The organism is Halorubrum xinjiangense (genome assembly GCF_049604745.1).
Lineage (GTDB): Archaea > Halobacteriota > Halobacteria > Halobacteriales > Haloferacaceae > Halorubrum > Halorubrum xinjiangense_A.
In genome coordinates, this window is record NZ_CP187140.1 from 949,516 (window position 1) to 974,912 (window position 25,397).

Consider the following 25,397-nt stretch of genomic DNA (forward strand, 5'->3'; position numbering starts at 1 on the left):
AACGGTCAGCGCCCGGACCGCGTTCTCACGCCCTTGAAAAGCGGGGGGCGATCGCCGAACGTGTTCGCGCGCTTCCTACCGCACAGCAAGCCGCTCTACAGGCTATATACGGGAGTCCGCAACGTCCGACTGTCGCGAGGGAATCGCCGCTCGCGGATCCACTATGTCGAACGACACACAGCGGTCCACGGACGCGGGAGAATCGGGCGACCAGACGACAGGCTCGACGGACGGGTTCGACTCGATGCTTCCCGGCGTCCGTCGCCGCGACTTCATGAAGGCCGGCGCGGCCGCCGGCGGACTCAGCGGGCTGGCGGGCTGTACCAGCCTGCTGAGTGAGGACGACGTCCAAGGGACGGCCTCGGCGAGCGGCGTCGACAACTCCGTGCCGCCGGGCGAACACGACGAGTACTACGCGATCCTCTCCGGCGGGCAGGCCGGCGACGTCCGCGTGTACGGGCTCCCGTCAATGCGCGAGCTCATCCGGATTCCGGTGTTCAATCCGGACGCCTCGCGCGGCTACGGCTTCGACGACGAGAGCAAGCAGATGCTCGAAGACGCCGGCGGCTACACGTGGGGGGACACCCACCACCCGCGAATTAGCCAGACCGACGGCGACTACGACGGTCGGTTCGCGTACGTCAACGACAAGGCGAACGGCCGGATGGCCCGGATCGACCTGACGTACTTCGAGACGGACGCCATCGTCGATATCCCGAACCAGCAGGGGACCCACGGCGCCTGCGCGCAGCTGCCCGACACCGACCTCATCTTCGGCGTCGGCGAGTTCCGGACCCCGATTCCCAACGACGGGACCGGTGACCTCGAGGATCCGGACTCGTACGGCTCCGTCCTCGCCGCCATCGACCCCGAGTCGATGAACGTCGAGTGGGAGGTCCTCATCGACGGGAACATGGACAACGGCGACGGGAGCAAGGAGGGCCGGTACTTCTTCACCAGCGCCTACAACACCGAGGAGGCGGCCACGGAGTCCGGGATGACCCGCGCCGACCGCGACGACGTGAAGGCGTTCGACATCCCGCGGATCGAGGCGGCCGTCGAGGCCGGGGAGTACGAGACCATAAACGAGGTTCCGGTCGTCGACGGGCGGAAGGACAGCCCGCTCAACCAGGGCGACGAGCCCATCGTCACCTACATCCCGACGCCGAAGAGCCCCCACGGCGTCAGCGTCACGCCGGACAACAAGTACGCGATCATCAGCGGGAAGCTCGACCCGACCGCGTCGATCATCGAGATCGACAAGATCGACGAGGTCGACGACCCCGCCGACGCCATCGTCGGCCAGCCCAAGCTCGGGCTCGGTCCGCTTCACACGGCCTACGACGGGCGCGGCCACGCGTACACGACGCTGTTCATCGACTCGCAGGTCGTCAAGTGGGACATCGAGGAGGCCGTCGAGGCCGAGGCGCGCTCGGAGAGCCCGGTGATCGAGAAGATCGACGTCCACTACAACCCCGGCCACCTCATCGCCTCGGAGTCGTACACCGAGGACCCCGCGGGCGACTGGCTCGTCTCGCTGAACAAGCTCTCGAAGGACCGGTTCCTCCCGGTCGGCCCACAACACCCCGAGAACGACCAGCTGATCTACATCGGCGACGACGAGAACGGCATGGAACTGGTGAAGGACTCGCCGGCGCAGGCCGAGCCGCACGACGCCTCGATCTGTCACAAATCGAAGATCGACCCGAAGGCGACGTACGACCCCGAGGACCTCGAACTCGACTACACCGCCGAGGGCGAGGAGACGATGGAGCGGGTCGGCGACGACCGCGTGGAGATCGAGATGTACTCCACCCGGAACCACTACGGGTTCCAGGAAATGGTCGTCCAGGAGGGCGACGAGATCGAGATGCAGGTGACGAACATCGAGACCACGAGCGACATGCTCCACTCGGTGGCGATCCCCGAACACGACGTCCACATGCGGCTCGCTCCGCAGGAGACGCGCAAGGCGACGTTCACCGCGGACGAGCCGGGCGTCTACTGGATCTACTGCGCGCACTTCTGCAGCGCGCTGCACTTAGAGATGCGCTCGCGGCTCATCGTCAAACCGGAGGAGTAACGCCATGAACTCGTCGCTCGCGCGGCTGGCCGAGATCCGACGCGCGCTCCCGCTGGTAGCCGCGGCGCTGCTCGTCGGCGCGCTGCTGGTCCCGGTGTGGAAGATCACGCTCACGGCGCCGCAGTACCCCGGTCAGGAGCTGCTCATCGAGCTGTACGCCTACCCGCGCCTGGGCGGCGACTTCGCCGAGGTACAGGGGCTCAACAAGTACGCCGGGTTCTACTACCCCGACCCGGTGTTCATCGACCCGAACTACCCCGTCAACGAGGCCGCGATCGACGTCCCCGAGTGGCTGCTCGGGCCGGTCGTGTTCGTCGGGCTCGCCCTGACGGGCGCGTTCGTCGCGTTCGCGCCGACGGTCCGCAAGCTGAAGGCCGGGCTCACTGCCCAGCTCGTCGGGACGATCACCGTCTTCGTGGGGATGTTCGCGTTCATCCAGTACCGGCTGTATCAGGCCGGCCACTCGCTGGATCCGGACGCGCCGCTCCGCGGCATCGAGTCGTTCACGCCGCCCCTGCTCGGCCCCTACGAGGTGGCCAACATCAGCGGCTTCGCGTGGTTCGGCCCCGGCGGGTACATGACCGTCTTCGCGGTGCTGCTGCTCGTGGCCGCCTACCTCGCGCGGGACATCGAGGCGACCGTGAGCGAGCTCCCGGAACTGGCCCGCGCGCTCCCCGGAAAAATCCGCGAGCGCGTCACGGGAGACCAGAGCGCCGACCGAGACCGCGACGTCGGCGGGGGCGACCATGTCGGGTGATCGCCATGTCGGGTGACCGCTTCGAGGTCGGCTTCCTCGCGGCCGCCTGCGCCGTCGCGGTCGTCGCGGTCGCGCTCGGCGTGGCGCTCCCGGTGGCCGGCGCGGGCGCAGGGGGGGCGGGCGGCGCCGCGGACGCGAGCGGGTCGGCCGCCGTCCCGAACGCCTCAGGCGCCCCCGGGCTCGACGTCACGACCGACTTCGCCGCGACGGGCGTGACCGCGCCCGACCGCGACGGGACCGCCACCGTCGACGGCGAGTCGTTCGCCTCGGCGCAGGCAGCGATCGACGCCGCCGAGCCGGGCGACACGATCGTCCTCGACGGCCGGTTCGATGAGCGCGTCAACGCGAGCGTCGACGACCTGCGGATCGTCGCGAGCGAGGACGGCGCCGTGATCGACGGCGGCGCCGAGGGGCGCGTGCTCACCGTGAGCGGCGAGAACGTCACCGTCTCGGGCGTCTGGGTCCGCGGCTCCGGCAGCGACCTCGGCACGGAGGACGCTGGCGTCTTCGTCGCGGGCGACAGCGCCCGGATCGAGTCGGTCCGGATCACCGACACGGCGTACGGGATCTGGGTCGACAGCGTCGACGAGGCCGTGATCGAGGATGTGCGGATCGACGGCCGCGAGGACGTGTACCCGAAAACCGACCGCGGCAACGGGATCCACCTGTACGAGACAAAGGGGACCGTCGTCCGCGACAGCGAGATCACGGACACCCGCGACGGGATCTACTTCTCGTGGGCGACGGACGTGCGCGCCGAGAACAACACGATCCGCCACACGCGCTACGGCGTCCACTACATGTATTCGGACGACAACACGCTCGTCGACAACGTCGCGGCCGACAACGGCGTCGGCTACGCGCTGATGGTGAGCGAGGGGCTGACCGTCCGGAACAACACCGCCCTGCGCAACGACGACAGCAGCGGGCACGGCATCATGGCGAAGGATATCGAGGAGTCGACGATCGCCGGCAACCACCTCGTCGCGAACCGCAACGGGCTCTACCTCTACAACGCCCAGGGGAATCGGCTCGTCGACAACCTGATCTACCGCAACGGGATCGGGATCCACAGCGCCGCAGAGAGCGGGAGCGAGGTCGTCGCGGGCAACAGCTTCGTCCGCAACGAGCGCGCGGTCCGGACGGCCCGCAACTCGCTCGTCGCGTGGAATGGCAGCGAGCGCGGCAACTACTGGTCGGGCGCGCAGGTGGCCGACCGCGACGGCGACGGAGTCAGCGAGATCCGGCACCGACCGATCGGGATCGTCGAGAACCTCGTGGCCGACAACCCGCAGGCCGCAGCGTTCGCGAACAGCCCGGCGTTCGAGGCGGTGCGGCTGGCCGAGAGCTCGTTCCCGGTGATCGAGACGCCCGGCGTCGTCGACCGGCACCCGCTCGTCGAGCCGAACCACGACTGGCGGGCCTACGAGCCGCGCGACGCGGCGAGCGGCGGCGAGCGCGGCGGCGACGCGACCGGCGCCGCGAACCGAACCGCGGACACGGAGGACACACCATGAGAATCGACGCGACCGACGTGCGGAAGACGTACGGGGACGTGACCGCCCTCGACGGGCTCTCGCTTGCGATCCCGAGCGGCTCGACGTTCGGGATCATCGGCACCAACGGGGCCGGCAAGTCGACGCTGTTCCGGCTGCTCGTCGGCCACGACCGACCGGACGCGGGGACCGTCAGCGTCGGCGGCACCGACGTGACCGAGGACGGGCGGCGGATCCGCGAGCGGGTTGGCTACCTCCCCGAACACATTGGGTTCCCGGACGGGCTCAGCGGCCGGGAGGTCCTCGGCGTTCACCGGGCGATGCGCGGCCTCCCGAAGGACGGCCGGATCGCTGAGGCGATCGAGCGCGTCGGGCTGACACCGGAGGAGGCCGACCGCCGCGTCTCGGGCTACTCGAACGGGATGCAGCGGCGGCTCGGGCTGGCGACGGTGCTGCTCCCGGACCCGGACGTGCTCATCCTCGACGAGCCGACGGCGGGGCTCGACCCCCGCGGCGTCGACGAGTTCCACGCCATCGTCGAGGAGATAACGACGGAGACCGACGCGACGGTGGTGTTCTGCTCGCACGTGCTGGGGGAGGTCGAGCGGCTCTGCGACCGCGCCGCCGTCCTCCACGACGGACAGGTGCGCGCGGCTGGGACCGTCGACGAGCTCGCCGCGGAGGCCGAGGCCGCCACCGACCGCGACGGCGACGGCGACTCGGAGACCCGCCCCGGTCGCGACCGCGAGGGGCTCCGGGCGGCGTTCCGGGATGCGGTCGGAGACGACGCGGCGCGTCGTTCGACGACCGACGCGCGAGTCGGTGAGGGTCGGGCCGACGACGCGACCGCCGACCGCGAGGAGGTGGCGCCATGAGCGACTCACGCGATCGGTCCGACGCAGGGACCGAGGAAGCGACGCGTCCCGACGGCGGCCACCCGGACGCGGCGGGCGCGGTCGGCGCGCTCGACGGCGGGCCGAACGTGGACACCGGCGACTCGGAGTCGACGGCGACCGCCGAGCCGACCGAGACGGCGACCGCGGGCGGCGCCCGCGGGGCGCTCCGGCACGTCTTCGTCGTCGCGGTCACGGAGTACCGGCTGGCGGTCCGGAGCCGGTGGGCACTCGCGCTCACCGCGCTGTTCGTCGTGTTCGGCGGCGTAATCTTAACCTTCAGCGGCTCCGCGGTCGGGCCGGCGGGCGCCGAGCGCGTCGTCGCGTCGCTGACGAGCCTCGCCGCCTACCTCGTCCCGCTTGCGGCGCTCGCCTTGGGCTACGACGCGATTGTCGGCCGCGAGGACGAGGGGTGGCTCGCTGTCGTGTTCTCGCTGCCGGTCCGCCGGAGCGAGGTCGTCGCCGGGACGTACCTCGGACGCCTGGCGGTGCTTGCGGGCGCGACGATACTCGGCTTCGGCTTCAGCGGCGCGCTGATCGTCCGCGAGTTCGGGACGGACGCGTTCTCCGCGTTCCTCGGGTTCCTCGGCGGGACGGTCGCCGTGGGGGCCGCGTTCCTCGCGGTCGCGCTGCTGCTGTCGACGGTCGCCCGCGAGAAGACTCACGCGCTCGGCGCGGCGCTGCTCGTGTGGGTGTGGTTCGTGTTAGTCCACGACCTGCTCGCGCTCGGGATCGTCGCGGCCACCGAGCTGCCGGACGCCGCGCTGTCGGCGCTGGTGTACTCGAACCCGGTGAGCGCGTTCCGCGTGTTCGTGTTGAGCGGGCTCGGCACCACCGCTGGCGGCGGGTTCACCGCCGTCCTCGCCGGGAGTGGACTGTCGACAGTCGCGCTCGCGGCGTCGCTCGTCGCGTGGGTCGTCGTCCCCGTCGCGGTCGCCGCGCTGCTCGTCCGTCGCCGTCGGCTCTGAAAAAGTCGGTCGCGTGCGGCGACCGTGCTGACTCTTCTCGGTCGCCGCTACTGAATCCGCTCGATCCCGTCGTCCTCGGGCGACTCGAAGTCGACCGGGCGTCGCGGGAGGTCGTCGACGAACTCCCGGACGATGGTACGCTCCACGCGCTGGAGCACCTCGCTACAGGTCGACTTCGCGATGCCGACGTGATCCGCTACCTCGGTGAGCGTGGTCTCTCGGGGCACGTCGTAGTAGCCGCGGTCGACCGCCTCGAAGAGGACCTCGCGCTGGCGCTCCGTGAGCGACCCGCCGGGGTTGACGCGCTGTTGGACGTACTCGACCTCGAACTCCGCGCCGACGTCGCGGAGGGCCTCGCCGAACTTCGCGACACGCTCGTGGTCGCCCGTCACGTCGACGCGGGCGACGCCGTCGCGGATCTCGACCGGCATTTCGATGGGGACGCCGGCCTTGCGCGCGACCATCTGTAACAGCGGGACGAGCGCCTCGACCTGAACGGTGATCATCCCGTCGTCCTCGGCCATCACGGAGGTGTGCGTGATCGTGTCGTGATCGGCGATGGTCTCGAGGATCGGGTCCGTGTCGTCCGCGGTGATCCGAACCAGCGCGAACCCCGCGCCGTCGTCGGGCGTCGCGGTCAACACCTGGAACCGCGCGTCGGGGTACTCCCGCGAGACGTCGCCGACCCACGGCCCGTCGGGAATCGTCACGCGGAGGCGTGCCTGTGCCATACCCGCCGCTTCGGCGCCGGCGTGGAAGTACCTTCGGCTCCGCGCTCGCCGGAACATGTTCGTCACAAACGACTCGGGGATCGGCTCCGTATCGTCAAACATGAGCTCCGAACTCGGCGATCCGGCGGCGGTCGAACGGGCGGTGGCCGAGCGGACGGACGCGCCGACGGACGGGGAGACCGTCTCCCTCGACGTTCGGAACCTCGGGCCGCCGAAGCCGCTGCGCGAGACGCTCGAACGCGTCGAGACACTCGGCGACGACGACGTGTTGGTCCAGTACAACGACCGGACCCCACAGTTCCTCTTCCCGCGGCTGGAGGACCGCGGGTTCGCGTACGCAGCGGTCGAGACAGACGCGACCGACGCGGTCGTCACGGCGATCTGGCCGGCCAACGGCGAGCGCGCCGGCCGCTCTCGTCCTACCATCGCCGGCGATGAAGAAAGAGCTAATCAGAGACGTTAGCGACGCACGAACGGAAGCAGTTGTAGCACAACGAGATGACTAGAATTTGATTTGGAACTGTCTTCGACCCCTCTTATCCAAATGTGTTTATAATCAATATGATTAAGGCGCGTTAGATGCCAACTAATTCAAAATGAGAACAGAGAATTTACCACCAGATGCGCCGGGGCACTACCAACAGTCGCATCCACGCCCCTACTACATTCCAGAGAAGTTGCCGCTCTCGTCGCCGATCGAGATCGACGAGGATCTCGCATCGACGATATCGGATGCGACGTTCCAACTCGGACGCATCGACGGGATTAGCCCGATTGTCGATTTCTCACCGGTACTGTATACGTCGCTCCTTCGGCTCGAAGCAGTCGAAACAGCAGAAATTGAGGGCGCAGACGTCGAGATGGACGAAGTCTACGCGTATCACACACGCCGGAAGTCCGGCGATTCTGGGCGTGTGAGCCGCGACTTACGGGAAGTTCTCAACGCCGAGCGCGCACTCAGGGACGGATTTGACGCAATTAAAAGCGGTGAGTCAATTTCGGTCGCGTTGCTCAAATCGCTCCACGAGACACTACTCGAAGGAGTTCGGAACGAGGGCGACGTCGTTGGTGAGTGGCGAGATGACGACGTTCATATTCCGTCGCCACGTCGCGAACAGCCTCCGTTCGTTCCACCACCGGCGGACCGCGTCCCGGAGCTGATGGATTCGCTTGAAGCGTATATACAGATGGACGGTGAGTATCATCCGCTGGTCGACCTTGCGATCACTCACTATCAGTTTGAAACGGTTCATCCCTGCTCGGACGGCAACGGTCGTCTCGGACGCATCTTGATCGTCCTCCAGCTACACAAGGCCGGCTATCTGTCTGATCCGTACCTCTATCCGAGTGCCTACTTTAATCGAAACAAACAGGAGTACGTCGAGACGATGCGTGCGGTTAGCGAAGAAGGCCGCTGGCGCGATTGGATTGCGTTCTTTATCGAGGGCATTGAGGAACAAGCGAAGGATTCCTACGAGCGAACATTCGAATTACTCGAACTCCGGCGAGGGTACGAAGCGCAGTATCCGAACCAAAAGACAAGCCACAAGCTCGCCCGAGGACTGTTCGAACTACCGTACTTCACCGCAGAGGATGTCACGGACCGGTTCGATGTGAGTCGACAGACTGCCTACAATGCGATTGGAGAGCTCGAATCGGATGGCCTCGTTGTCGAAGCGACCGGCCGACAGCGAAATCGCGAGTACAAAGCAATCGACATATTCGACATTCTCGAACGGCCGGTACGGCGGTAGCAGCGCTTATACGCACTATATCCCACGCAGCGTCCGCCACTTCGCGGCGACGAACCCCGCCAGAATGAACGCGAACCCGACGACCGTCGCGGGCGTCACTTCCTGTCCGAGCACGAGCCAGCCCGCCAGCGCCGCGAACACGGGGATCACGTACTCGATGAAGCTCATCTCGATGGGGCCGAGGTCGTCGAGGAGAGTGAAATACAGCAGGAAGCCGCCGACACCGGCGACCGCGGAGAGATACGCGACGGCGCCGAGCGCGGACGGGGTCCACGCGGCGGTCGCGAACGACTGACTGGGGAGCGCGAGGACGGCGGCGTGGAGGACCGCCGCGCCGACAGCCATCATCCACGCTTGTGTGGAGAGGAACGGCATCGACGGCGATCGGCTGTGGGTGACGACCGCGGCGACGGCGAACGCGAGCGCGGATGCGAGCACGAGCGCGACACCGAGGACGCTGTCCGCGAGGTTCGCGGGGTCGGGGTCGGCGATGACGACGACGCCGACGAACCCGAGCGCGACGCCGAGCGCGGTCGCGGCGGTGAACTCCTCGTCGGTGGAGACGAGCCGCGTGAGCGCGGGCGTCACCACGGGGACGAGCCCCAACAGCACGGCGGCGACGCCCCCCGTGACGTACCGCTGGCCGGCGAAGAGGAACGCGTGATGGGCGCCGATGATGAGGGCACCGCCGACGAGCACGTAGACGTAGTCGTCGCGGGTCCTGGGACGGATGTCCACACCGGAGGCGAGGACGGCAGCGAACAGCAGCACGGCGGCGACGTCGAAGCGGACGGCTGCGAACGGTACCGCGGGGAGATCTGCGAGGCCGACGTCCGTCGCCATGAACGCCGTTCCCCAGACGGCACACAGCAACAGAAAGCGGCCGGCCGTCCGGTAGCGACTCATTCAAGAGGAGGTCGCCGCCCCCGGCGAAATACCCGTCGAACTACCTCGGCTACCGCTCGCTGCCACCAGTGGGGAACACGTTCGGGAACGACCCCAAACGGATCGGGATCGTAGCCGGGCGTAAGCGATGTTCGACGACCTCGACACGGACCGGCGGCCGCTGGTCCTCATCTGGGAGGTGACGCAGGCCTGCGGGCTCGCGTGTCGGCACTGCCGGGCCGACGCAAAACCGCAGCGACACCCTGACGAGCTGACGACCGCGGAGGGAAAGCGACTGCTGGAGGACGCCGCCGAGTTCGGTGACGGGCAACTGGTCGTCCTCTCCGGGGGCGACCCGCTCGCGCGCGACGACCTCACGGAGCTGGTCGCGCACGGCGACGACCGCGGGCTCCGGATGACGATCACGCCGAGCGGGACGCGGTCGCTCACGCCCGAGCGCGTCCGCGACCTCGGCGACGCGGGGATCGCGCGGATGGCGCTCAGCCTCGACGGGTCGACCCGCGAGCGCCACGACGCCTTCCGCGGCGAGGAGAGCTTCGAGGACACGGTCGAGGCGGCCCGCGCAGCCCGCGACGCCGGGATCCCGCTCCAGGTCAACACCACCGTCTGCGCTGACACGGTTGAGGACCTCCCCGCGATCCGCGACCGCGTTCGCGAGCTCGGCGCCGTCCTCTGGAGCGTCTTCTTCCTCGTCCCGATCGGTCGCGGGCGCGTCCTCGACCCGGTCTCGCCCGAGCGCGCCGAGGACGCCATGGCGTGGCTCCACGAGGTGTCCGACGAGGAGCGCTTCGGTGTGAAGACGACCGAGGCTCCGTTCTACCGCCGGGTGGGGATCCAGCGAGCGGAGGCGGGCGAGACGGACGGCGCCGCTCAGCGACGCGGCGGGATCACGGCCGGGCGCGGGTTCGCCTTCGTCAGTCACACGGGCGAGGTGTACCCGTCCGGCTTTCTCCCCGAGTCGGCCGGCGACGTCCGCGAGCGGTCGGTCGTCGACGTCTACCGCAATTCCGACCTCTTCGAGTCGCTCCGCGACCCCGACGGCTTCTCGGGGAAGTGCGGCGCCTGCGAGTTCCGGCACGTCTGCGGCGGGAGCCGCTCTCGGGCGTACGCCGCCACCGGCGACCCGACGGGCAGCGACCCCCTCTGCCCGTACGTCCCGGAGGGGTACGACGGGCCGCTTCCGGAACGGCAGCGAGGGGTCGATGGCGGCGATCGGCCTGAGCCGGCCGACTGAGTGGAGGACTCGGGCTCAGGCGTACGCCTCGAACTCCTCGCCGAACGCGAGAAAGTATCCCGTGCCGACGGCACCGATGACGGCCGCGACGGTGAACGCGACTTCCGGACTGACGAAGTCCCACAGGTAACCGCCGACGGCGGCGCTCGGGATCACGATGGTGTTCCGTATCAGGTAGTACGTCCCGGTGACGCGGCCGCCGGTTCCCTGCTCCGCCGGTCCGACGATCAGCGCCTTGTGCGACGGCAGCCCGGCGAACCGGAGGCCGGAGAACGCGAACACGGCGACCATCACGGCCCAGAGCGGCAGCGCCGATCCCGCCAGCGCCGGCGCGTAGATCAGCACGACGGGAAAGACGGCGTAGACGGCGAACCCGACCGCGACGACCGGCTTCAGTCCGACCCGCTCCGCGAGCTTCGAGGCGGGGACCATGATCAACAGCGCGACGAGCATCTCGATGCCGAGGAGGTAGCCGAAAAAGGCCTGCGGGGAGAGGTCGACGCCGTACGCGAACCCGCCGAGCGCGACGGTGGTATCGAGGCCGACCTCGAAGAACTGGGTGACGACGAGAACGAAGAACACGTACACCATCCCGTTCGCGAACCGCACGAGCGTGTCGCCGACGAGCAGCGGCCGGAGGGGTGCCGGCATCTCACGGAGGTCCCGACGGACCTGGTCGAGGCCCGCGAACGAACCGCCGAAGGAGTCGTCGCTCGCGTCGTAGAGGACGTGCTGGACCAGCGTGCCGAGAGCGCCGAAAACGACCGCGACCGCGAGGACGAACTGGAAGCTCACGGTGAACTCGGAGCGAAGCCCGATGAGGACGGCCGCCAGCACCGGGCCGACGAGGAACGCCGTCCGCCGGAACGTCTCCGTGCTGGCGAACCCCGCGGCCAGCCGCGAGGGGGCCGTCGCCTGCTTCACCACCGCGAACGTCGCGCCGAGCCCGAACGACTTCCACGCCTGTGCGAGGACCAAGCCGACGAAGATCCAGATCCACGGCTCGACGGTGAGCCCGCCGACGGTGAACGACCCGACGCCGGGCGCGACCAGCCAGACGAGGAAGCCGAGCGTCGACAGGAGGCCGAAGAGGGTGAGCGCGTATCGAGAGCCGATCCGATCCGAGACGGCGCCGCCGGGATAGGGGTACAGCGCCGAAATGACGTTGCCGAACGTCCCGAAGAGCCCGACGACGAAGCCGGACGCGCCGAGCGCGACCAGGTACTCCGGGAGGAACCGGTTCGTCATCTGGAAGCCGAGGCTGAACGCGAACAGCGCGACCGACAGGACGAGGACGTCTCGCTCCAGCGCGAAGAACCGCCGAAACCCGTCGAGCGCGCCGGACCCTTCCGCCTCGGTGCCCGCCGGGTCGTCGCTCATGGAACCCTCTGCGGCTGGCGTCGGCAAAAATCCACGCGCGCTCTTGTGTAGCACATTGTTGATTTCAGAGAGTTGCTTTGACGGCGTGTTTGAGCGCTTTTCGTCCGGGTTTGCGGTAGAGTTCTCGTCTGAGTTGGAACGCTCGGAGATACTGTGTGAGGCGATCTTTTGAGATGCCTCGATGCGGCGAGAGCCACCGTCGCGCCAGCGACGCGTGGCTCTCGCAGGTGTTCACGTGGACCGTCTCGTCGGCGTACTCACCGTCTCCGTGAACGACGTATTCGCGGTCGAATTGCTCGTCTTCAGTAAGCGGATCGTACGCACGAAATCCGTCTGTATAGACAGTGAGAGGCTCCTGCTGGCGGTCTGCCAGCAGGAGCCGGATCGTCGATTCGTCTGCGGATTTCGCCGGCACAACGTACCGTTGCTCGGTGCCACGATCCACGAGAACGAACACGGGCGGTTTGTCTTGATCATACGTTCCGCGCCCGCGTCGAGAGAGGCCGCGAGAGCGCGACCACTGGTCGCGCTCGCGGCCTTTCAAGCCGGCAGAGACGTAGAACTCGTCAATTTCAACCGGGCCGCGGAGATCGAGTGACGGCGCGTCGAGCGCTTCAGCGAAGCGCTCGACACGCCTGTGAATCGTTTTGTAGGCGACCTCGATTTCGCATTGTAACTGCCTGAGACTCGTGTTAAACCGCAAAAACGCGTAGATCGAAAACAGCCACTTGCGGAGTGCGATCTTCGAGTGAGCGAAGATCGTGCCGGTCTTGTCGTTGAACGTGCGGCCGCAATCCTTACAGAGATACCGCTGAAACTGCCCATAGCTGCCGTTTCTGACCGTTCGGTCAGAACGGCAGCGAGGACAGGAAACGCCGTCACGCCAGCGAACCTGCTGTAACAGGTCCGCTGCGACCGATTCCGACCCAAACACATCCAGCGGAATCATTCGTGTCGGACACCGCTGACGCGGTGTCCTTGTCCTCTTCGACTCCACAGCGACAGCTCAGCAGTATCAACAATCTCCTACAGAAGAGCGTCCACGCGACACGCTCCCGTCCGAAACCGGTCCCGACCGACAGGGCCCCTCGGGGAAGCCGGGCGGGGTCACTCTCCCGGCTTGGTCCCGTTTTTGAGGTTCTCCCGGTATTCGGCCCACGCGCCGTACATCTCCGCTTTCTCTTCGTTCGTCATCGCCTCGTGTTCGTCCGGATCGTAGAACGGGAGCTCCTCCTTTTCCGGAACCCGCATCACCTGCCCGAGCGGATAGATCTCTCGGTAGTAGTTCTCAAGTACCCACTCCTCGCCGTGTCTGTCGACGGCCTTTTGAATGAACGGGGCAGCCTCGGGGTACTCCTCGGCGAGACTCTCGGTCATGCGTCGGTGCGTGCGGTTGCGGTCATGCGACGGCGGGAACGGTCGCGGTCAGGCGCCCAGCCCCCCACGGATCGGGGGTCAAGCATCCGCGAACTCGGCGAGCGAGCGGTTCGCGCTCTCGCTGTTCCGTTTTCCGATCCGAACGAACTCGAACGCGTCGAGGGGAGCGTCGAGCTCGTCGGCGAGACGCGTCCGCACCGCGGCGGGGAGCGTGTCGACGCGGATCGCGGTAAGCGGGTGTTGAGCGAGGCGGTAGCCGCTCGCGAGGTTCGTTGGCGCGACGGCGACCACGGCCGACCCGTCGACGTCGTCGAGCGCCAGTTGCGCGTCCCGGTACTGTACCACCGTCGCGTCCAGTTCCTCGACGGGGAAGAGGCGGTCGGCGGCGCCGTAGTCGATGGTTGCTCCCGCGATCGTTTGATGTTTTTCGGGCATATTCACTTCCTATTATATGTCTAATAGGCATCAAGCTTGTGCCGGATGAACGTCGGGCCTCCCGGTTCGACCGATCCGCGTCGGATTCGAGCGGGGCGATGACCGGAGACAGTTCACAATCTTATAGTCGACTCCGTGCCGAGTTATCAACGAGAAATGACGTTGGGGGCGCTCGGAATCGGGTTTGTCCTCGCCTCCTTCGGCGCCAGCTTCGGCGCGCTGTACCTGCTACAGTACCTGTACCGCCAGCGGGACCGGTCGGGAGCAGACTGGTTCATGGGCAACATGGCGTCCGTCGCCGTCTTCTGTTTTGCCTACGGGGCTGCGCTCCTCGTCTCCGACCCGACGCTTCGGACCGCGCTCGGCGCGATCTCGTTCGTCTGCGTCTGTTTCATGGGGCCGTTCTTCCTCGCGTTCGGCCTCGATTACACCGGGCGCGGGGAGCTCATTCGGACGCCGCTCTTCGGCGTCGCCGCCGCCGTTCCGCTGCTGACGGTGGTGTTCGTCGCGACGAACCCCGTGTATCAGTTGGTGTGGGCCGACTTCCAGCTCGCACCGGTGTTCGGGCTGGCGACGGCCACGTACACGGTCCAGCCGTGGGGCGTCTTCGCCCTGCTGTTCTCCATCGGCACCGCCGGCGTCGGATCGCTCCTGCTGATCGGTGCGATACTGAGCTACGGGCCGCTGTACCGGCGCGAGGCGACGGCGGTCACTCTGAGCACCGTCCCGCCGTCGGTCGGCGTGTCCGTGTGGCTGTTCGGGCTGGGTCCGGTTCCGCAGCTCCATCTCACGGCGCCGCTGATGCTGGTCCACGTCGCGCTCGACGCGTACGCGTTCGTCGGGACGCACATGTTCGCGACGAACCCGGCGACGCAGCGCATGGCCGAACAGACCGGGCTGGAGTCGCTTTCCGACCCCGTCTTCATCCTCGACACGAACGGGCAGGTGGTCCGGGTGAACGACCGCGCGGAGGCGCTGTTTCCGACCGCGCTCTCGGATCCACTTCCCGTCGCCCTCGACGCGGCCCTCGGCGTCGAGCTGGAGACGCTTCGCGAGACCGGCGAGATCACGCTCGGCGCGGAGCGGGGCGGGACCTTCGCCGTGTCGTACACGAGCCTGACCGACCAGAGCGACGCCGCGGTCGGGAGCATGCTCGTCCTGTACGACGTGACCGCCGACCGGCAGCGAGAGCAGCAGCTCGCGGTGTTAAATCGAGTTCTCAGACACAACCTCCGCAACGAGACGACGGTCATCGGCGGCTACGCGAGCCTGCTCGAAGCCGACGCCGCCGACCCGCAGCAGGCGGCGCGGGCGGGGAAGATCGGCGCCGCGAGCGATCGGCTGCTCGCCATCGGCGAGAAGGCGCGCACGTTCGAACGCCTTCAAGAACGGGACCGACAGCCGACGAGCCTCTCCGTGTCGGCCGTCCTCTCCGACGTCGAAGCGAGCCGTTCCGCCGTCCAAGACGACGCGACGGTCGAGTGGACGGTCACGCCATCGGATCTCCGCCTTCGAACGGATCCAACGTTGCTCTCGGCGCTGCTCGGAAATCTCGTCGAGAACGCGATCGTTCACTCGGAGGCGTCCGACCGAGCGGTGTTCGTCAGCGTCACCGAGGCGCCAGACGGCGACGTCGCCTTCGAGGTCCGCGACGACAACGAGCGGATCCCAGACATCGAAGTCGAGACACTCCGCGCGGGCGACGAGACGCCGCTCCAGCACGGGCAGGGGATCGGGCTGTGGATCGTCTACTGGTGCGTCCAGAACCTGCGAGGGAGCATCGACTTCGAGTACGACGACGGGAACGTGCTCACGGTGACGCTGCCGGACCTGACCGAGTGACGGGAGGCCCGACTCTTCGGAGCGTCACTCGGGATCCGACTCGGCCGCCCGCACGAGCGCTCGCAGCTCCTCGATCGAGTGCGGGTCGATCCGTTCGCGCGTCCCGTCGCTCGTGTAGAACAGGCTCGTCTCGACCGCCTTGTCGGCGAACCACTCGTCGAGGACGTGGTAGTAGACGCTGAGCTGCTTTTTGTACTCCGACTCGGCGCGCCGCGTGGAGTCCGTCTTGTAGTCGATCACCTCGACCCGGTCGCCGGTCACGTGGACGAGGTCTGCGATCCCCGAGACGGTGACGCGGCGTCCGTCGACGTCGATCGGGAGCGTCACCGGCTCCTCGACGTATTTCTCGCCCGACAGGCCGTCGAGCAGGTCGACGATCCGGCGCTCGTGGTTATTCGACGGCGTCACGTCGTCGCCGAGCGCGTACGCCTCCGCGAAGTCGTGGACGCGCGAGCCGAAGTCCATCCCCCGCGTCTCGGGTTCCGTCTCGGGCTCGGGGCCGGCTTCCGTCCGCTCGCCCGCATCCTCGAACACCGACTCGTCCATCAGCGAGTGCGGTGAGTGACCGATCGGGCCGTCGGGCGCCGTCACCGCGAACGGCAGTTCCGCGTCGGCGGGCTCGCCGCGGTCGAGCGGCTCGACGTCCGGCTCGAACTCCTCGACGGCGACCGGGAGCTCCTCGAGGAACGTGTTCGGATCCTCCCCGGCCGCGAACACGACGTGGTTCTCCGCTCGCGTGACCGCGACGTAGAGCAGGCGCCGCTCCTCGTCGTACGCCCGGGGGAGACAACGCCTGATGACGTCGTGCCGCCAGTTGTCGTACACGTGCGGGTGATCTGCCTCCTCCGAGTAGATCTTCCGCTGGCGGAGGCCGACCGGATCTTGGTACTGGATCACGCTCGACCCGCCGGCCCGCGGCGGGAAGCGCCCCTCGTTCATGTTCGCCATGACGACGATCGGGTACTCCAACCCCTTCGCGGTGTGAATCGTCTGAACGGTCACCGCGTCGTCGCCCGCAGTTGCGCGGACGTCGACGGTACTGCCGGTCTCCACGCCGCGCTCGATGTGCCGGATCACGTCGCCGCGGGTGGCCGTCGTCGAGTCGTGGACCGACTGGACCGTGTGGAGGAGGACGTCCGCGACGTCGCCCGTGTACCCGTAGCGGTCGAGGACGCGGCGCGCCACCGCCCCGACCGACTCCAGTTCGCGGAGTTCGTCGCGGAATTCCCTCGGCTCGGTCGGGTACGACTCCGTCTCCAGGGCGTGGTCGATCTCGTCGAACGCGTACCCGATCCGTTCGAGCACCACCGCCCAGCCGCGCTCGGCGTCCGACTCGAGGATCCGGAGCCACGCGAGCAGCAGCTTCGCCGGATCGGTGCGGAACAGCTCGACCCCGCCGTCGTACGCCATCGGGAAGTCGTACTCGGCGGCGACGTCGAGCAGCTCCCGTCCGTAGTCCCGCGTCCGCGTGAACACCGCGACGTCCCCGTACTCCGGCGGGCGCGGCTCGCCGTCCTCGCCCTCGACGGCATAGTCGTCGCTGCCAACAATCTCCTGGACCTTCGAGAGGACGGCCTCGTGTTCGTCCTCGTGGCGGATCCCCTCGACGACCGTGTTGTCGAAGGCGGCGTTCGAGGAGAGCCCGACGACATCGTCGAGATCGGTCTCGACCGCGTCGCCGCTCGAGGCTGGCGTCACGATCGCCCGCTCGGAGAGGTCGATGACGGATTCGGTTGACCGGTAGTTCTCCCGCAGTTCGATCCGGGTCGGGTCGGGCGCGTCGAAGGGGACCCGATCCGCGTCGGCGTTGAGGTCGGCAGCGAACCGTTCCAACCGGTCTTCGAACTCTAAGATGTTGTCCACGTCCGCGTACTGGAACGAGTAGATGCTCTGCTTCCAGTCGCCGACGACGCAGAAGTTGTCCGTCCCGGAGAGCAGCAGCGCGAGCTTGAACTGGACCTCGCTGGTGTCCTGGAACTCGTCGACCATGACGTACTCGAACTCCGCCGCCTCCCGGGCGCGCTCGTCCTCGCAGAGGAGGACGAACGCGAACAGCTGGAGGAAGCTGAAGGATAGGTAGTTCCGGCGCAGCGCGAACCGCAGGTACTCGACGTAGACGTCGTGAACGAACGCCTTGAGCCCGTCCCGCTCCTCGTAGAAGACCTGCCGCGCCACGTCGTCGTCGAGCCGCTTCGTCCCGCGGCCGCCCCGAAGCGTCGACTTCGACGGCGCGTCCGCGCGGTACGCCTTGTCCCGGCCGAAGCCGCTCAGATCCTCGCGCAGCTCCGACTGTTTCCGGCCGTCGTTCCGGGGCTGGTTCGCTGCGTCGAACCGCGCTTCGAACTCCTCGAAGTCGCCGTCGAGGTGGGACTCGCCGTCCCGGTACCAGCCGTCCGTCGTCGGGAAGATCCCCTTCGACGCGAGCTCCTCGATCAGGTCGAGCAGCTCGCCCGGCGCGGAGAGCGCTCGGTAGAAGTCGGCGTGTTCCGGGTGGTCGTCGCGGAAGCCGCCGAAGAACTCGCGGAACCGCTCGGCCTCGATCAGCTCGTCTTCGAGGATCCGCGTCGAGCCCGTGATCCGCTCGTCGAGGCCGAGGTGCGTCGGCGCGGCGTACCCGTGTTCCTGGAGGAGCTCGTGGCAGTGCGAGTGGAACGTCCGGATGGGCGCGTCGGCCAGCTCCCGCAGCCCGTACCCGCTGTGGTCGACGATCCGCTCTTTCATCTCCGTCGCGGCGCTCCGCGTGAACGTCGCCAGCAGCACGTCGTCCGGCTCCACGTCCGGTCGGTCGACGATCCGGCCGTAGCGGCGGGTGACGGCGAACGTCTTCCCCGTCCCGGGGCCGGCGTCGACGAGGTACGACCCCTCCGTGGACTCGATGAGCTCCCGCTGGGCGTCGTTCGGTGTCGGCTCGCTCATCGGTCGCCCTCCAGCAGCAGGTCGCGGTTGTCCACGCGCCGGTAGTTCGGCTCGCCGGCGAGCCCGTCGATCGGGAACCGCTCCGCGCCGGCCCGCCGGGCGTTGAGCTCGTCGAGGCGCTCGTCGACGAACGCCTCGAAGGCGTCCAGGTCCTCGCGGAAGAACGCCTGCTTGCGGACGCCGTTGAACTCGCGGATCGCCTGATCCGTCCCCTTTTCGGCGTCGACGTCCGCTGCGGTCTCCGCGTCGACCGCGGCAGTAAATCGCTCGGCGAACTCGGAGTCGCGCAGTTCCCCTCTGTCCGTCGTCTCGGGGAACGTCAGCGGCGCCACGATCTCCTCGTAGGCGGCGTATCCGAGGTCCTCGAACGTCTCACGGCAGTCTGCGTAGCCGTCCAGCAGCTGCTCGAAGGCCTCCCGGGAGCCGACGTACTCGTCGAAGGCGACCGGGTGGTAGGTGACCGTCGTGAGCGCGTCTTCGAGGTCGGCGTCGCCCGCGATGACGTCGGCCATCGGTTCGAGGAAGTGGAAGAACGTGAACTCCAGCCGCTCGTCCGGGCGAACCGTCCGGTAGTAGGTCATGTACAGCGCGGCCTGGAAGTTCGGCGTGTCCGCCGGCGGGTCGAGCGCCGCGCCGCCCACGACCTGCGAGGCTCGCTTCTTGCGTCCGCTCTTGTAATCGAGGAGTTGGGTCGGCGACCGCACGAGGTCGATCTTCCCCTTCACGCCGAGCGCGTCGTCCTCGAACCAGCGCTCGGTGAGCGGGGAGTCGACCGGCTCGTCGAAGTGCTCGGCGAAGAAGTTGGTCCCCCACCCCGACGCCGGCGTGAGGAAGTCGTCGGACTCCGGCCCCTCCTCGTCGAGGTACTCCGCGATCAGGTCCATGCCGATGCGGTATTTCCGACGACGAAGCGTCTCGTCGGCGGCCGAGAAGAACGCCTCGGCCTCCGCGATCATGGCGTCGACGAGATCGTCGGCCTCGGCCGCCGCGACGACGTCCGGGTGGTTCACGTAGAACTCCGCGAAGTCGTGGAAGAGGTTCCCCTCGACGAACCGCTCCTGATCGGGGGTGTCGAGGAGCCGCCCGAAGAGGTAGTCCCGCGGGCTGTTGACGTAGCTGTTCAGGGTCGACTGGCTGACCGTCTCGACCGATTGGGGATCAATCCCGGTCGATCGGCGGTCGAAGCCGTCACCCGTCGACCGCGGTCGCCGTCGATGCTCGACCGATTCGAGGTCGCTGAACCGGTCGAACTCCTCGTCGAGCAGGTCGCCGAGGTACAGACAGGGGGTGATCGGCTCGCCGCCCGCCGCGTCCTGAACGAGGTAGTACTGCCGGTCGCCGCTCTGGAGCAGGCGCTGGAAGCTCCCGACGTAGCGCTCGAACTGCGTCTCGGTGTCCACCCACGGTCGCTTGGGCGCCGAGTGCGTCCACTCTTCCCCCATGCCGAGGTGGAAGACGACGGGACGGTCGACGTAGGCGGAGGACTTCGCGTCGGCGAGGAGGACGCCCTCGTTGTCTCTGTCGACCGGGACCTCGTACGTTTGGAGGTAGTAGGCGAGCCGGTCGACGGCGCCGTCCGTTACGGGTTCGTCGGCGAGCCCGAGGCTCCCCAGCTCCTCGTCGAGCCGGCTCAGTTCGACGCCGGCCTCGGACGCGTACGCGTCGAGCGCCTCCGCGAACGTCCGGTCCTCGAGACGGTCGCGGAACGTCCGCAGCCACTCGACGCTCAGTCCGTCGACCGCCGCCAGACGTCGCTCGTGGTCGGCTATCGGGGCGTCGATTCCCAGCTGCGTGAGGACCGGAACGGCGTCGCCGACGGTCGTCTCAGAGCCCCGGAAGCAGAGCCGGAGAAGTCGGACGAACGCCCTGTGGTGCGGGTCGTCTGCGAATCCCGGGCCGCCGTAGAAGGGGACGTCCGCCGCCTCGAACGCGGACTCGACGAGCGAGGAGTACTTCCCGCCGCCGTCGAGGACGACCGCGACGTGCTCGGCGTTGCGCGCCGAGACCGTGTCGAGGAGCGCGGCGACGATGTCCGTCGCCGACTCGAAGACGTGGAAGGGCGGGTAGTCGAACGCCTCGTCGGTGAAGAGGTCGACGCGGTCGAACGCGTCCGGGAGGACGCTCCGCTCCAGCTCGGTCAGCTGGTCGTGGCCGACGACCGCGACGGACTGCCCGTCGTCTATTTCGAACTCCGAGAGCCGCTTCGACGTCGTGCGGAGGGTGCGCATCACCTCGACGACCTCGCGGGTCGCGTCGTCGACGTACGCGTCGTACGCTAAGATCGCGTCGAGGCGGCCTGTGTGTTCCCAACACTGGAGGACGTTCCCGACGGCGTACGCGACCGCCTTCCAGTCGTGGTCCGTCTCGGTGACCAGCTTGAGGAACGCGCGACGGTCCTCCGCCTGCTCGCGCCGGCCGGCGGCGAGACGGCGCGGCGTGGTCGCGAACGTCCCGAAGTGGGGGCGGTCGAGTCGGCGGTTGATCGCGCTCGCCAGCGCGGCGTCGGGAGTCACAACGAGGTCGTAGTCGGCGACCTCCGCGTAGAGTGACTCCGCGGGTTTCGCTCTCCGAATAGGCACGACTACCGCGAGCCGGACGAGTCACAAAAAGATAGCGGGGACGCCGCCTCGCTCGTCTCACCCGTACAGCGATACGTTACTCTTCAGCTGGTGATCTCCTCGATCAACTCGAAACCGTTCTTGAACTGAACGCGATCGTCGAACCCGTTTCGCGAGAGTACGGAGACGATCCCCTCACCGGCGTCGATATCGGTTGTCACGACACACGCGAACTCTCCGTCGCCCGCGCCGAGACGTTCCGCCGCAACTGCCGCGAGCGCGGTATCCGCTTTCTCAATCTGGTCCTCCCGTCGGTTCGACGTCCGTGCGATGAACGTCCGCACGTCGTCCATCACCTGCGACACGGTGCTGTTCGTGTAGTCAGGTTCGTCAGCGACCGCCACCCACCCCGCATCGATCGCGCTGTTGATCGGAGTCTGGCCCGGTGTACTCCGATCCGGTGCGCCGCCGAGTTCGTCGTACACGCGCTGTGGAATCACCAACGTGATATCGTTCCGTCGGGTGAACTGCTCCAGCGCGGTGTACTTGTTGTTCTGCTGGCGGCCACAGGCGACGAACAGCCCCGTATCCGCGACCCAGAGAACGTCCGCCTGTATCGGATCGAATGCCTCACTCATCGCTGCTGCCGTCAGTTCTCTGTCTCGGGCGGTCGCTCGCGGGCACCCCGGATGTCCTCGAAGTACGGGTCGACCGACTCCATGTCGAGGACGACCTCTCGGAGGGCCTGTAAGACGGCGATAGCGAACGCGGGCTGCAGATCGAGTTCACGGGCGGCGACCCGCTCTGACATCTCGCCTTCGGCGTAGGGGATCGCGTACGTTAGTGCGGCCGCGAGCTTTCCCAGGCCGTGCTTTTCGAGCAGGAGATCGAGGTCCCGATCTCGGGGTGCGCGTCCGATCGCTTCGATGAGGGTCGGAGTAACCGTGTATTCGTCCCCGTCGAGATCGACGGTGAGGGTGATCGGGACCGCCGAATAGATGTGCGTCTTCTGCTCTTCGTCTCGCGTCAATACCCCGAGCTCAACGAGCGTGCCCGTGTCCGAGTACGCGGTCGTCCGCGGCATCTCCAATGCGTCAACGACGCCGTCAATCGTGACATTTCCTTCACGGAGGACGAACGTGTACAACCGCGCCAGTCGTGGCTCCTCCAAGAGCTGAGCCACCGACAGGAGGCCATTAACGGCGCTCTCAGGGCTCTCGGCGGTTTTTGACATACAATACATAATTCGTGTATTGTGTAATAACGCTTGGGGCACGTCTCGGAACCGAGACCGAATCGAGTTACACCGACTCGCGTAACGCCCACACGTCGGCCGCGGGGTCCAGATTCGACGGTTCCGCACCCCGTGAAGTCAGGATACCGGCGTGATACAGCATGGCCTTGAGCTGGAACACGGTGGGCGAATGGTAGACATCCCCGTCGGTGAGGGGCTCGCGCTGTAACTCCCCGTCGGCGTTCAGGACGCGACTCCGGACATCGTCGTCCCCGCGGACGAACAGTTCGATCGTGAACGAGGGGTGCAGCGCGTGGAGGTACTCGACGACGTCGGGAAGGCTCGGCTCGCTGATCCCGTCCTCGTGCATGTGCTGGAGCTCCTCGACGAGCAGCTGCGTCGCCGGATAGTCGTAGACGACGCGCCTGGTGAGCATGCCCCACTTCGGCGCCAGGTCACAGAAGCGCTCCCGCGAGCGCTTCCAGTCGTCGAACGCCCGGAGCGCAGCGTCCACCGACCCGTACTCCCGCAACGCGAACCTGACGACCTCCCGGCCGAGGGGCGTCAGCCGAGTAGCGGCGGGCTGGTCGTCGATGAGGTTCAGAAAGGCGGCTCCGGTCCGGGCGTCGTCGGTGGCGCGCACGACGTGCTCCGCGAGGACTCGCTCCGTGTCGCGCTCGTGGGAGACTGCGAGGGGGTACGCGAGGTAGTTCTTCGGGTGGTTGAGGCCGAACGACTTGCCGGCGACGCCCTGCGCGCTGGCCTGAAACCGGATGGCCGTCGTCTCGGTCGTCGTTCGGTTCCCGACGACGCGCGGCGTCTCGACCGGATCGACGGTGCCGTCGGGGGCCACGCCGAGGACGCCGACGTTCAGCTCGCGAGCCAGCGTCCGCGCGGACTGCGAGACGGTGTCCGCCGGGACCGCGACGTACGCGGCGTTCGCCTCGTGGAGCCGGTCGTACGCCTGGACGATGCCGCGCTCGACGTCGGCGTCGCTCCGAGTCGTGTGGCCCTTCGCCTCGACGACCACCAGCGGCGGGTCGTCGCCCAGTCGGTCCACGGCCAGTAGCTGGTCGCTCAGCAGCCGCACGCCGACGAGGTCGGGGTAGCCGGAGCCGACGCGGACGTGGTTGAACGGCGCCAGTTCGTCCGTGATCGCCGGATCGATGGCCTCGTTCGCGAGCCACCGGTCGGACGAGAACTGGGTGTTGACGACCGCGTACCCGTCGTCCGCGTCGTCGGGAAACAGACGGCGCTTCGCGTGTGCCAACACGCGCGGTTCCGAGAGCGGCGACGCCGCGCTTGCCATGACAGGACAATGCTCTCACCGGCTCATGAAGATGGGGGTATCGGTGAGCGCGGGAAGAACGGCGGACTGACCCGGCGGCGCTACTCGACGCCGAGTTCGCGGGCGGCGGCCGCCGAGATGGTGAGCCCGGCGTCGGCCGTGGTCACGCGCTCGTCGATCACGTCGTCGAGTACGTCGCGGAGTTCCGCGATGAACGAACTCGGCCGTTCGACCTGGACGCGCGTCGTGGACTTGTCGGCGTAGTTCAGCCCACGGTGTCGAACGTAGATCCGCGCGAACGATCGCCGAACCGGTCGAGGGACGTCCCACACGACCGCGGGGAGGCCGTCGAGCGACGTTTTCACGCCGGTCGGCGCGCCCATCGCGACGAGGCATCGACCGAGGACCGTGCCGTCACAGGTGGGGACGATCTCGGTCGCGCGGCCGGACGTGTCGGCGTTGCGGGTGCGCGTCTCGACGCCGACGCGCTCGAAGGCCGCTCGAATCTCCGCGGCGGGGACTCGCTCGCCCGGCGTCACGGCCGGGACGTAGTTCCCGGCAGGGATACTCCCGCCGGCGAGGACGTGCGCGAGCAGGTCGACGAGCGCGCCAGCTGTTTCCTCCTCGGGGTTTGGGTCGAGCCAACCGCGATCGATCGCCGTATTGACGCCTCGAACCGGATCGGGAACGGCGTCTTCGAGCCAGCCGCGGACGCGCTCGGCGGGAAGGTGGAGCGCACGGCCGACGCGAACCCGGCCGGCGTTCGGGTGGTCGGCGGCGTACTCGCGGACGCGGCGGTAGTCGAGGACCTTCTCCCACGGGTCCGGATACACGCGATCGCTGTAGGTCCGGGAGAGGGCTTTCGCCGTGGGTTTCATAGCTGATGTAATTCGGCCAACTGATTTGACGCTGTCCGTCTAATTTTCTCCGGTGATACTCGCGCCAGTAAGTACATAAGTAGGCCACGCATAATCTGTAGCAACCAGCAACCGATCCGGACGAAATCGGGGTTTCTTGGGCGTCAATGACGGCGCCCGAGTATCCGGGAATTTCGTTCGGCGGTGGCCGCTGGGTTCAAACAATGAAACCAAACAATCAATCCAACGCGGACGACAGGGCAGTGAGTCCCGTCATCGGCGTCATCCTCATGGTCGCGATTACCGTCATCCTGGCGGCCGTTATCGGGACGTTCGTCCTCGGACTCGGCGATCAATTAGGTGACACCGCGCCGCAGGCGAGTTTCGACATCCAGAACGTCGATTCGAGTAATATCACATTCGCAAAAACTGGCGGTCAGGCGATTAACGGGGACGACCTTACTGTGTCCGTCGACGGAACAAGAGAGGGCAGCGCGATCGGCGGCGGTGACTGGCAAAGCGGTGAGTCGAGAAACGCGTCATACCCCAGTCCGACTGGTGACTCCGCAACAGTGCGTATCATCCACGATCCGAGCGGGAATGCGATCTTCGAAGAAGAAGTCGACTTCTCTGGAGTCTAATCTGACACCTTCTATTTTTAATTCAGGTTAGAGAGCTACTGCCATCG

The 25,397-nt window shown here is 67.3% G+C and carries 22 protein-coding genes; 10 read left to right on the top strand and 12 right to left on the bottom strand.

Annotated features, from left to right (window positions below; translation table 11 throughout):
• Positions 1-163 precede the first annotated feature (163 nt).
• The 5 genes from nosZ to ACOZ35_RS05750 are packed head-to-tail and all read left to right on the top strand — an operon-like array spanning position 164 to position 6,197.
• The gene (gene nosZ, locus ACOZ35_RS05730) at positions 164-2,083 is read left to right on the top strand and encodes a TAT-dependent nitrous-oxide reductase (RefSeq protein ID WP_424015478.1); all 1,920 of its coding nucleotides are present in this window, start codon (positions 164-166) and stop codon (positions 2,081-2,083) included.
• Positions 2,084-2,087: 4 nt separating this feature from the next.
• Positions 2,088-2,840, top strand: a complete 753-nt coding sequence (locus tag ACOZ35_RS05735; RefSeq protein WP_424015479.1) for a hypothetical protein — start codon at positions 2,088-2,090, stop codon at positions 2,838-2,840.
• Between the two features lie 5 nt (positions 2,841-2,845).
• Positions 2,846-4,357, top strand: coding sequence for a nitrous oxide reductase family maturation protein NosD (gene nosD, locus ACOZ35_RS05740; RefSeq protein WP_424015480.1), 1,512 nt, complete (start codon positions 2,846-2,848; stop codon positions 4,355-4,357).
• On the top strand, positions 4,354-5,211 hold the full coding sequence (locus ACOZ35_RS05745) for an ABC transporter ATP-binding protein (protein WP_424015481.1): 858 nt from the start codon (positions 4,354-4,356) through the stop codon (positions 5,209-5,211). Before nosD ends, ACOZ35_RS05745 begins: the two co-directional genes overlap by 4 nt.
• Positions 5,208-6,197, top strand: coding sequence for an ABC transporter permease (locus tag ACOZ35_RS05750; protein WP_424015482.1), 990 nt, complete (start codon positions 5,208-5,210; stop codon positions 6,195-6,197). The genes ACOZ35_RS05745 and ACOZ35_RS05750 overlap by 4 nt, the downstream gene beginning before the upstream one ends.
• A 47-nt stretch (positions 6,198-6,244) precedes the next feature.
• Here ACOZ35_RS05750 and ACOZ35_RS05755 read toward each other — a convergent pair whose 3' ends face one another.
• The gene (locus ACOZ35_RS05755; RefSeq protein WP_424016037.1) at positions 6,245-6,985 is read right to left on the bottom strand and encodes a helix-turn-helix domain-containing protein; all 741 of its coding nucleotides are present in this window, start codon (positions 6,983-6,985) and stop codon (positions 6,245-6,247) included.
• A 43-nt stretch (positions 6,986-7,028) separates the two neighbouring features.
• Between ACOZ35_RS05755 and ACOZ35_RS05760 the strand changes: the two genes are divergently transcribed.
• Together ACOZ35_RS05760 and ACOZ35_RS05765 are read left to right on the top strand one after the other, a co-directional pair.
• Entirely contained in the window at positions 7,029-7,391 is a 363-nt protein-coding gene (locus ACOZ35_RS05760; protein ID WP_424015483.1) for a DUF2249 domain-containing protein, read from the top strand.
• A gap of 133 nt (positions 7,392-7,524) precedes the next feature.
• A complete protein-coding gene (locus ACOZ35_RS05765) occupies positions 7,525-8,682 on the top strand; it encodes a Fic family protein (protein ID WP_424015484.1) in 1,158 nt (385 codons plus the stop codon).
• 15 nt (positions 8,683-8,697) lie between these two features.
• On the opposite strand, the gene ACOZ35_RS05770 is transcribed toward ACOZ35_RS05765, so the two are convergent.
• The gene (locus tag ACOZ35_RS05770; RefSeq protein ID WP_424015485.1) at positions 8,698-9,588 is read right to left on the bottom strand and encodes a DMT family transporter; all 891 of its coding nucleotides are present in this window, start codon (positions 9,586-9,588) and stop codon (positions 8,698-8,700) included.
• A gap of 127 nt (positions 9,589-9,715) precedes the next feature.
• Here ACOZ35_RS05770 and ACOZ35_RS05775 point away from each other — a divergent pair, with 127 nt between their 5' ends.
• Entirely contained in the window at positions 9,716-10,822 is a 1,107-nt protein-coding gene (locus ACOZ35_RS05775; protein ID WP_424015486.1) for a radical SAM protein, read from the top strand.
• A gap of 15 nt (positions 10,823-10,837) precedes the next feature.
• Here the strand turns inward: ACOZ35_RS05775 and ACOZ35_RS05780 are convergent, their stop codons facing one another.
• The 4 genes from ACOZ35_RS05780 to ACOZ35_RS05795 form a co-directional block, all read right to left on the bottom strand.
• Complete coding sequence (locus ACOZ35_RS05780; protein ID WP_424015487.1) at positions 10,838-12,202, bottom strand: MFS transporter; 1,365 nt, start codon at positions 12,200-12,202, stop codon at positions 10,838-10,840.
• Between the two features lie 64 nt (positions 12,203-12,266).
• On the bottom strand, positions 12,267-13,151 hold the full coding sequence (locus ACOZ35_RS05785; RefSeq protein WP_424013737.1) for an IS1595 family transposase: 885 nt from the start codon (positions 13,149-13,151) through the stop codon (positions 12,267-12,269).
• Between the two features lie 158 nt (positions 13,152-13,309).
• Entirely contained in the window at positions 13,310-13,579 is a 270-nt protein-coding gene (locus tag ACOZ35_RS05790; protein ID WP_424015488.1) for a hypothetical protein, read from the bottom strand.
• A 78-nt stretch (positions 13,580-13,657) separates the two neighbouring features.
• The gene (locus ACOZ35_RS05795; RefSeq protein WP_424015489.1) at positions 13,658-14,014 is read right to left on the bottom strand and encodes a hypothetical protein; all 357 of its coding nucleotides are present in this window, start codon (positions 14,012-14,014) and stop codon (positions 13,658-13,660) included.
• Between the two features lie 156 nt (positions 14,015-14,170).
• Between ACOZ35_RS05795 and ACOZ35_RS05800 the strand changes: the two genes are divergently transcribed.
• A complete protein-coding gene (locus ACOZ35_RS05800) occupies positions 14,171-15,856 on the top strand; it encodes a histidine kinase N-terminal 7TM domain-containing protein (RefSeq protein WP_424015490.1) in 1,686 nt (561 codons plus the stop codon).
• Between the two features lie 24 nt (positions 15,857-15,880).
• Here ACOZ35_RS05800 and ACOZ35_RS05805 read toward each other — a convergent pair whose 3' ends face one another.
• The 6 genes from ACOZ35_RS05805 to ACOZ35_RS05830 form a co-directional block, all read right to left on the bottom strand.
• Entirely contained in the window at positions 15,881-18,772 is a 2,892-nt protein-coding gene (locus ACOZ35_RS05805; RefSeq protein WP_424015491.1) for a UvrD-helicase domain-containing protein, read from the bottom strand.
• Entirely contained in the window at positions 18,769-21,351 is a 2,583-nt protein-coding gene (locus tag ACOZ35_RS05810) for a PD-(D/E)XK nuclease family protein (protein WP_424015492.1), read from the bottom strand. The genes ACOZ35_RS05805 and ACOZ35_RS05810 overlap by 4 nt, the downstream gene beginning before the upstream one ends.
• An 83-nt stretch (positions 21,352-21,434) precedes the next feature.
• A complete protein-coding gene (locus ACOZ35_RS05815) occupies positions 21,435-21,968 on the bottom strand; it encodes a hypothetical protein (RefSeq protein WP_424015493.1) in 534 nt (177 codons plus the stop codon).
• Between the two features lie 11 nt (positions 21,969-21,979).
• On the bottom strand, positions 21,980-22,564 hold the full coding sequence (locus ACOZ35_RS05820) for a DUF7437 domain-containing protein (RefSeq protein ID WP_424015494.1): 585 nt from the start codon (positions 22,562-22,564) through the stop codon (positions 21,980-21,982).
• Positions 22,565-22,631: 67 nt separating this feature from the next.
• Positions 22,632-23,873: a hypothetical protein gene (locus tag ACOZ35_RS05825; protein ID WP_424015495.1), complete on the bottom strand. Its 1,242-nt coding sequence runs from the start codon at positions 23,871-23,873 to the stop codon at positions 22,632-22,634.
• 80 nt (positions 23,874-23,953) lie between these two features.
• Positions 23,954-24,730, bottom strand: coding sequence for a hypothetical protein (locus tag ACOZ35_RS05830; protein WP_424015496.1), 777 nt, complete (start codon positions 24,728-24,730; stop codon positions 23,954-23,956).
• A 203-nt stretch (positions 24,731-24,933) separates the two neighbouring features.
• Here ACOZ35_RS05830 and ACOZ35_RS05835 point away from each other — a divergent pair, with 203 nt between their 5' ends.
• Positions 24,934-25,350, top strand: a complete 417-nt coding sequence (locus ACOZ35_RS05835) for a type IV pilin (protein ID WP_424016038.1) — start codon at positions 24,934-24,936, stop codon at positions 25,348-25,350.
• Positions 25,351-25,397 lie beyond the last annotated feature (47 nt).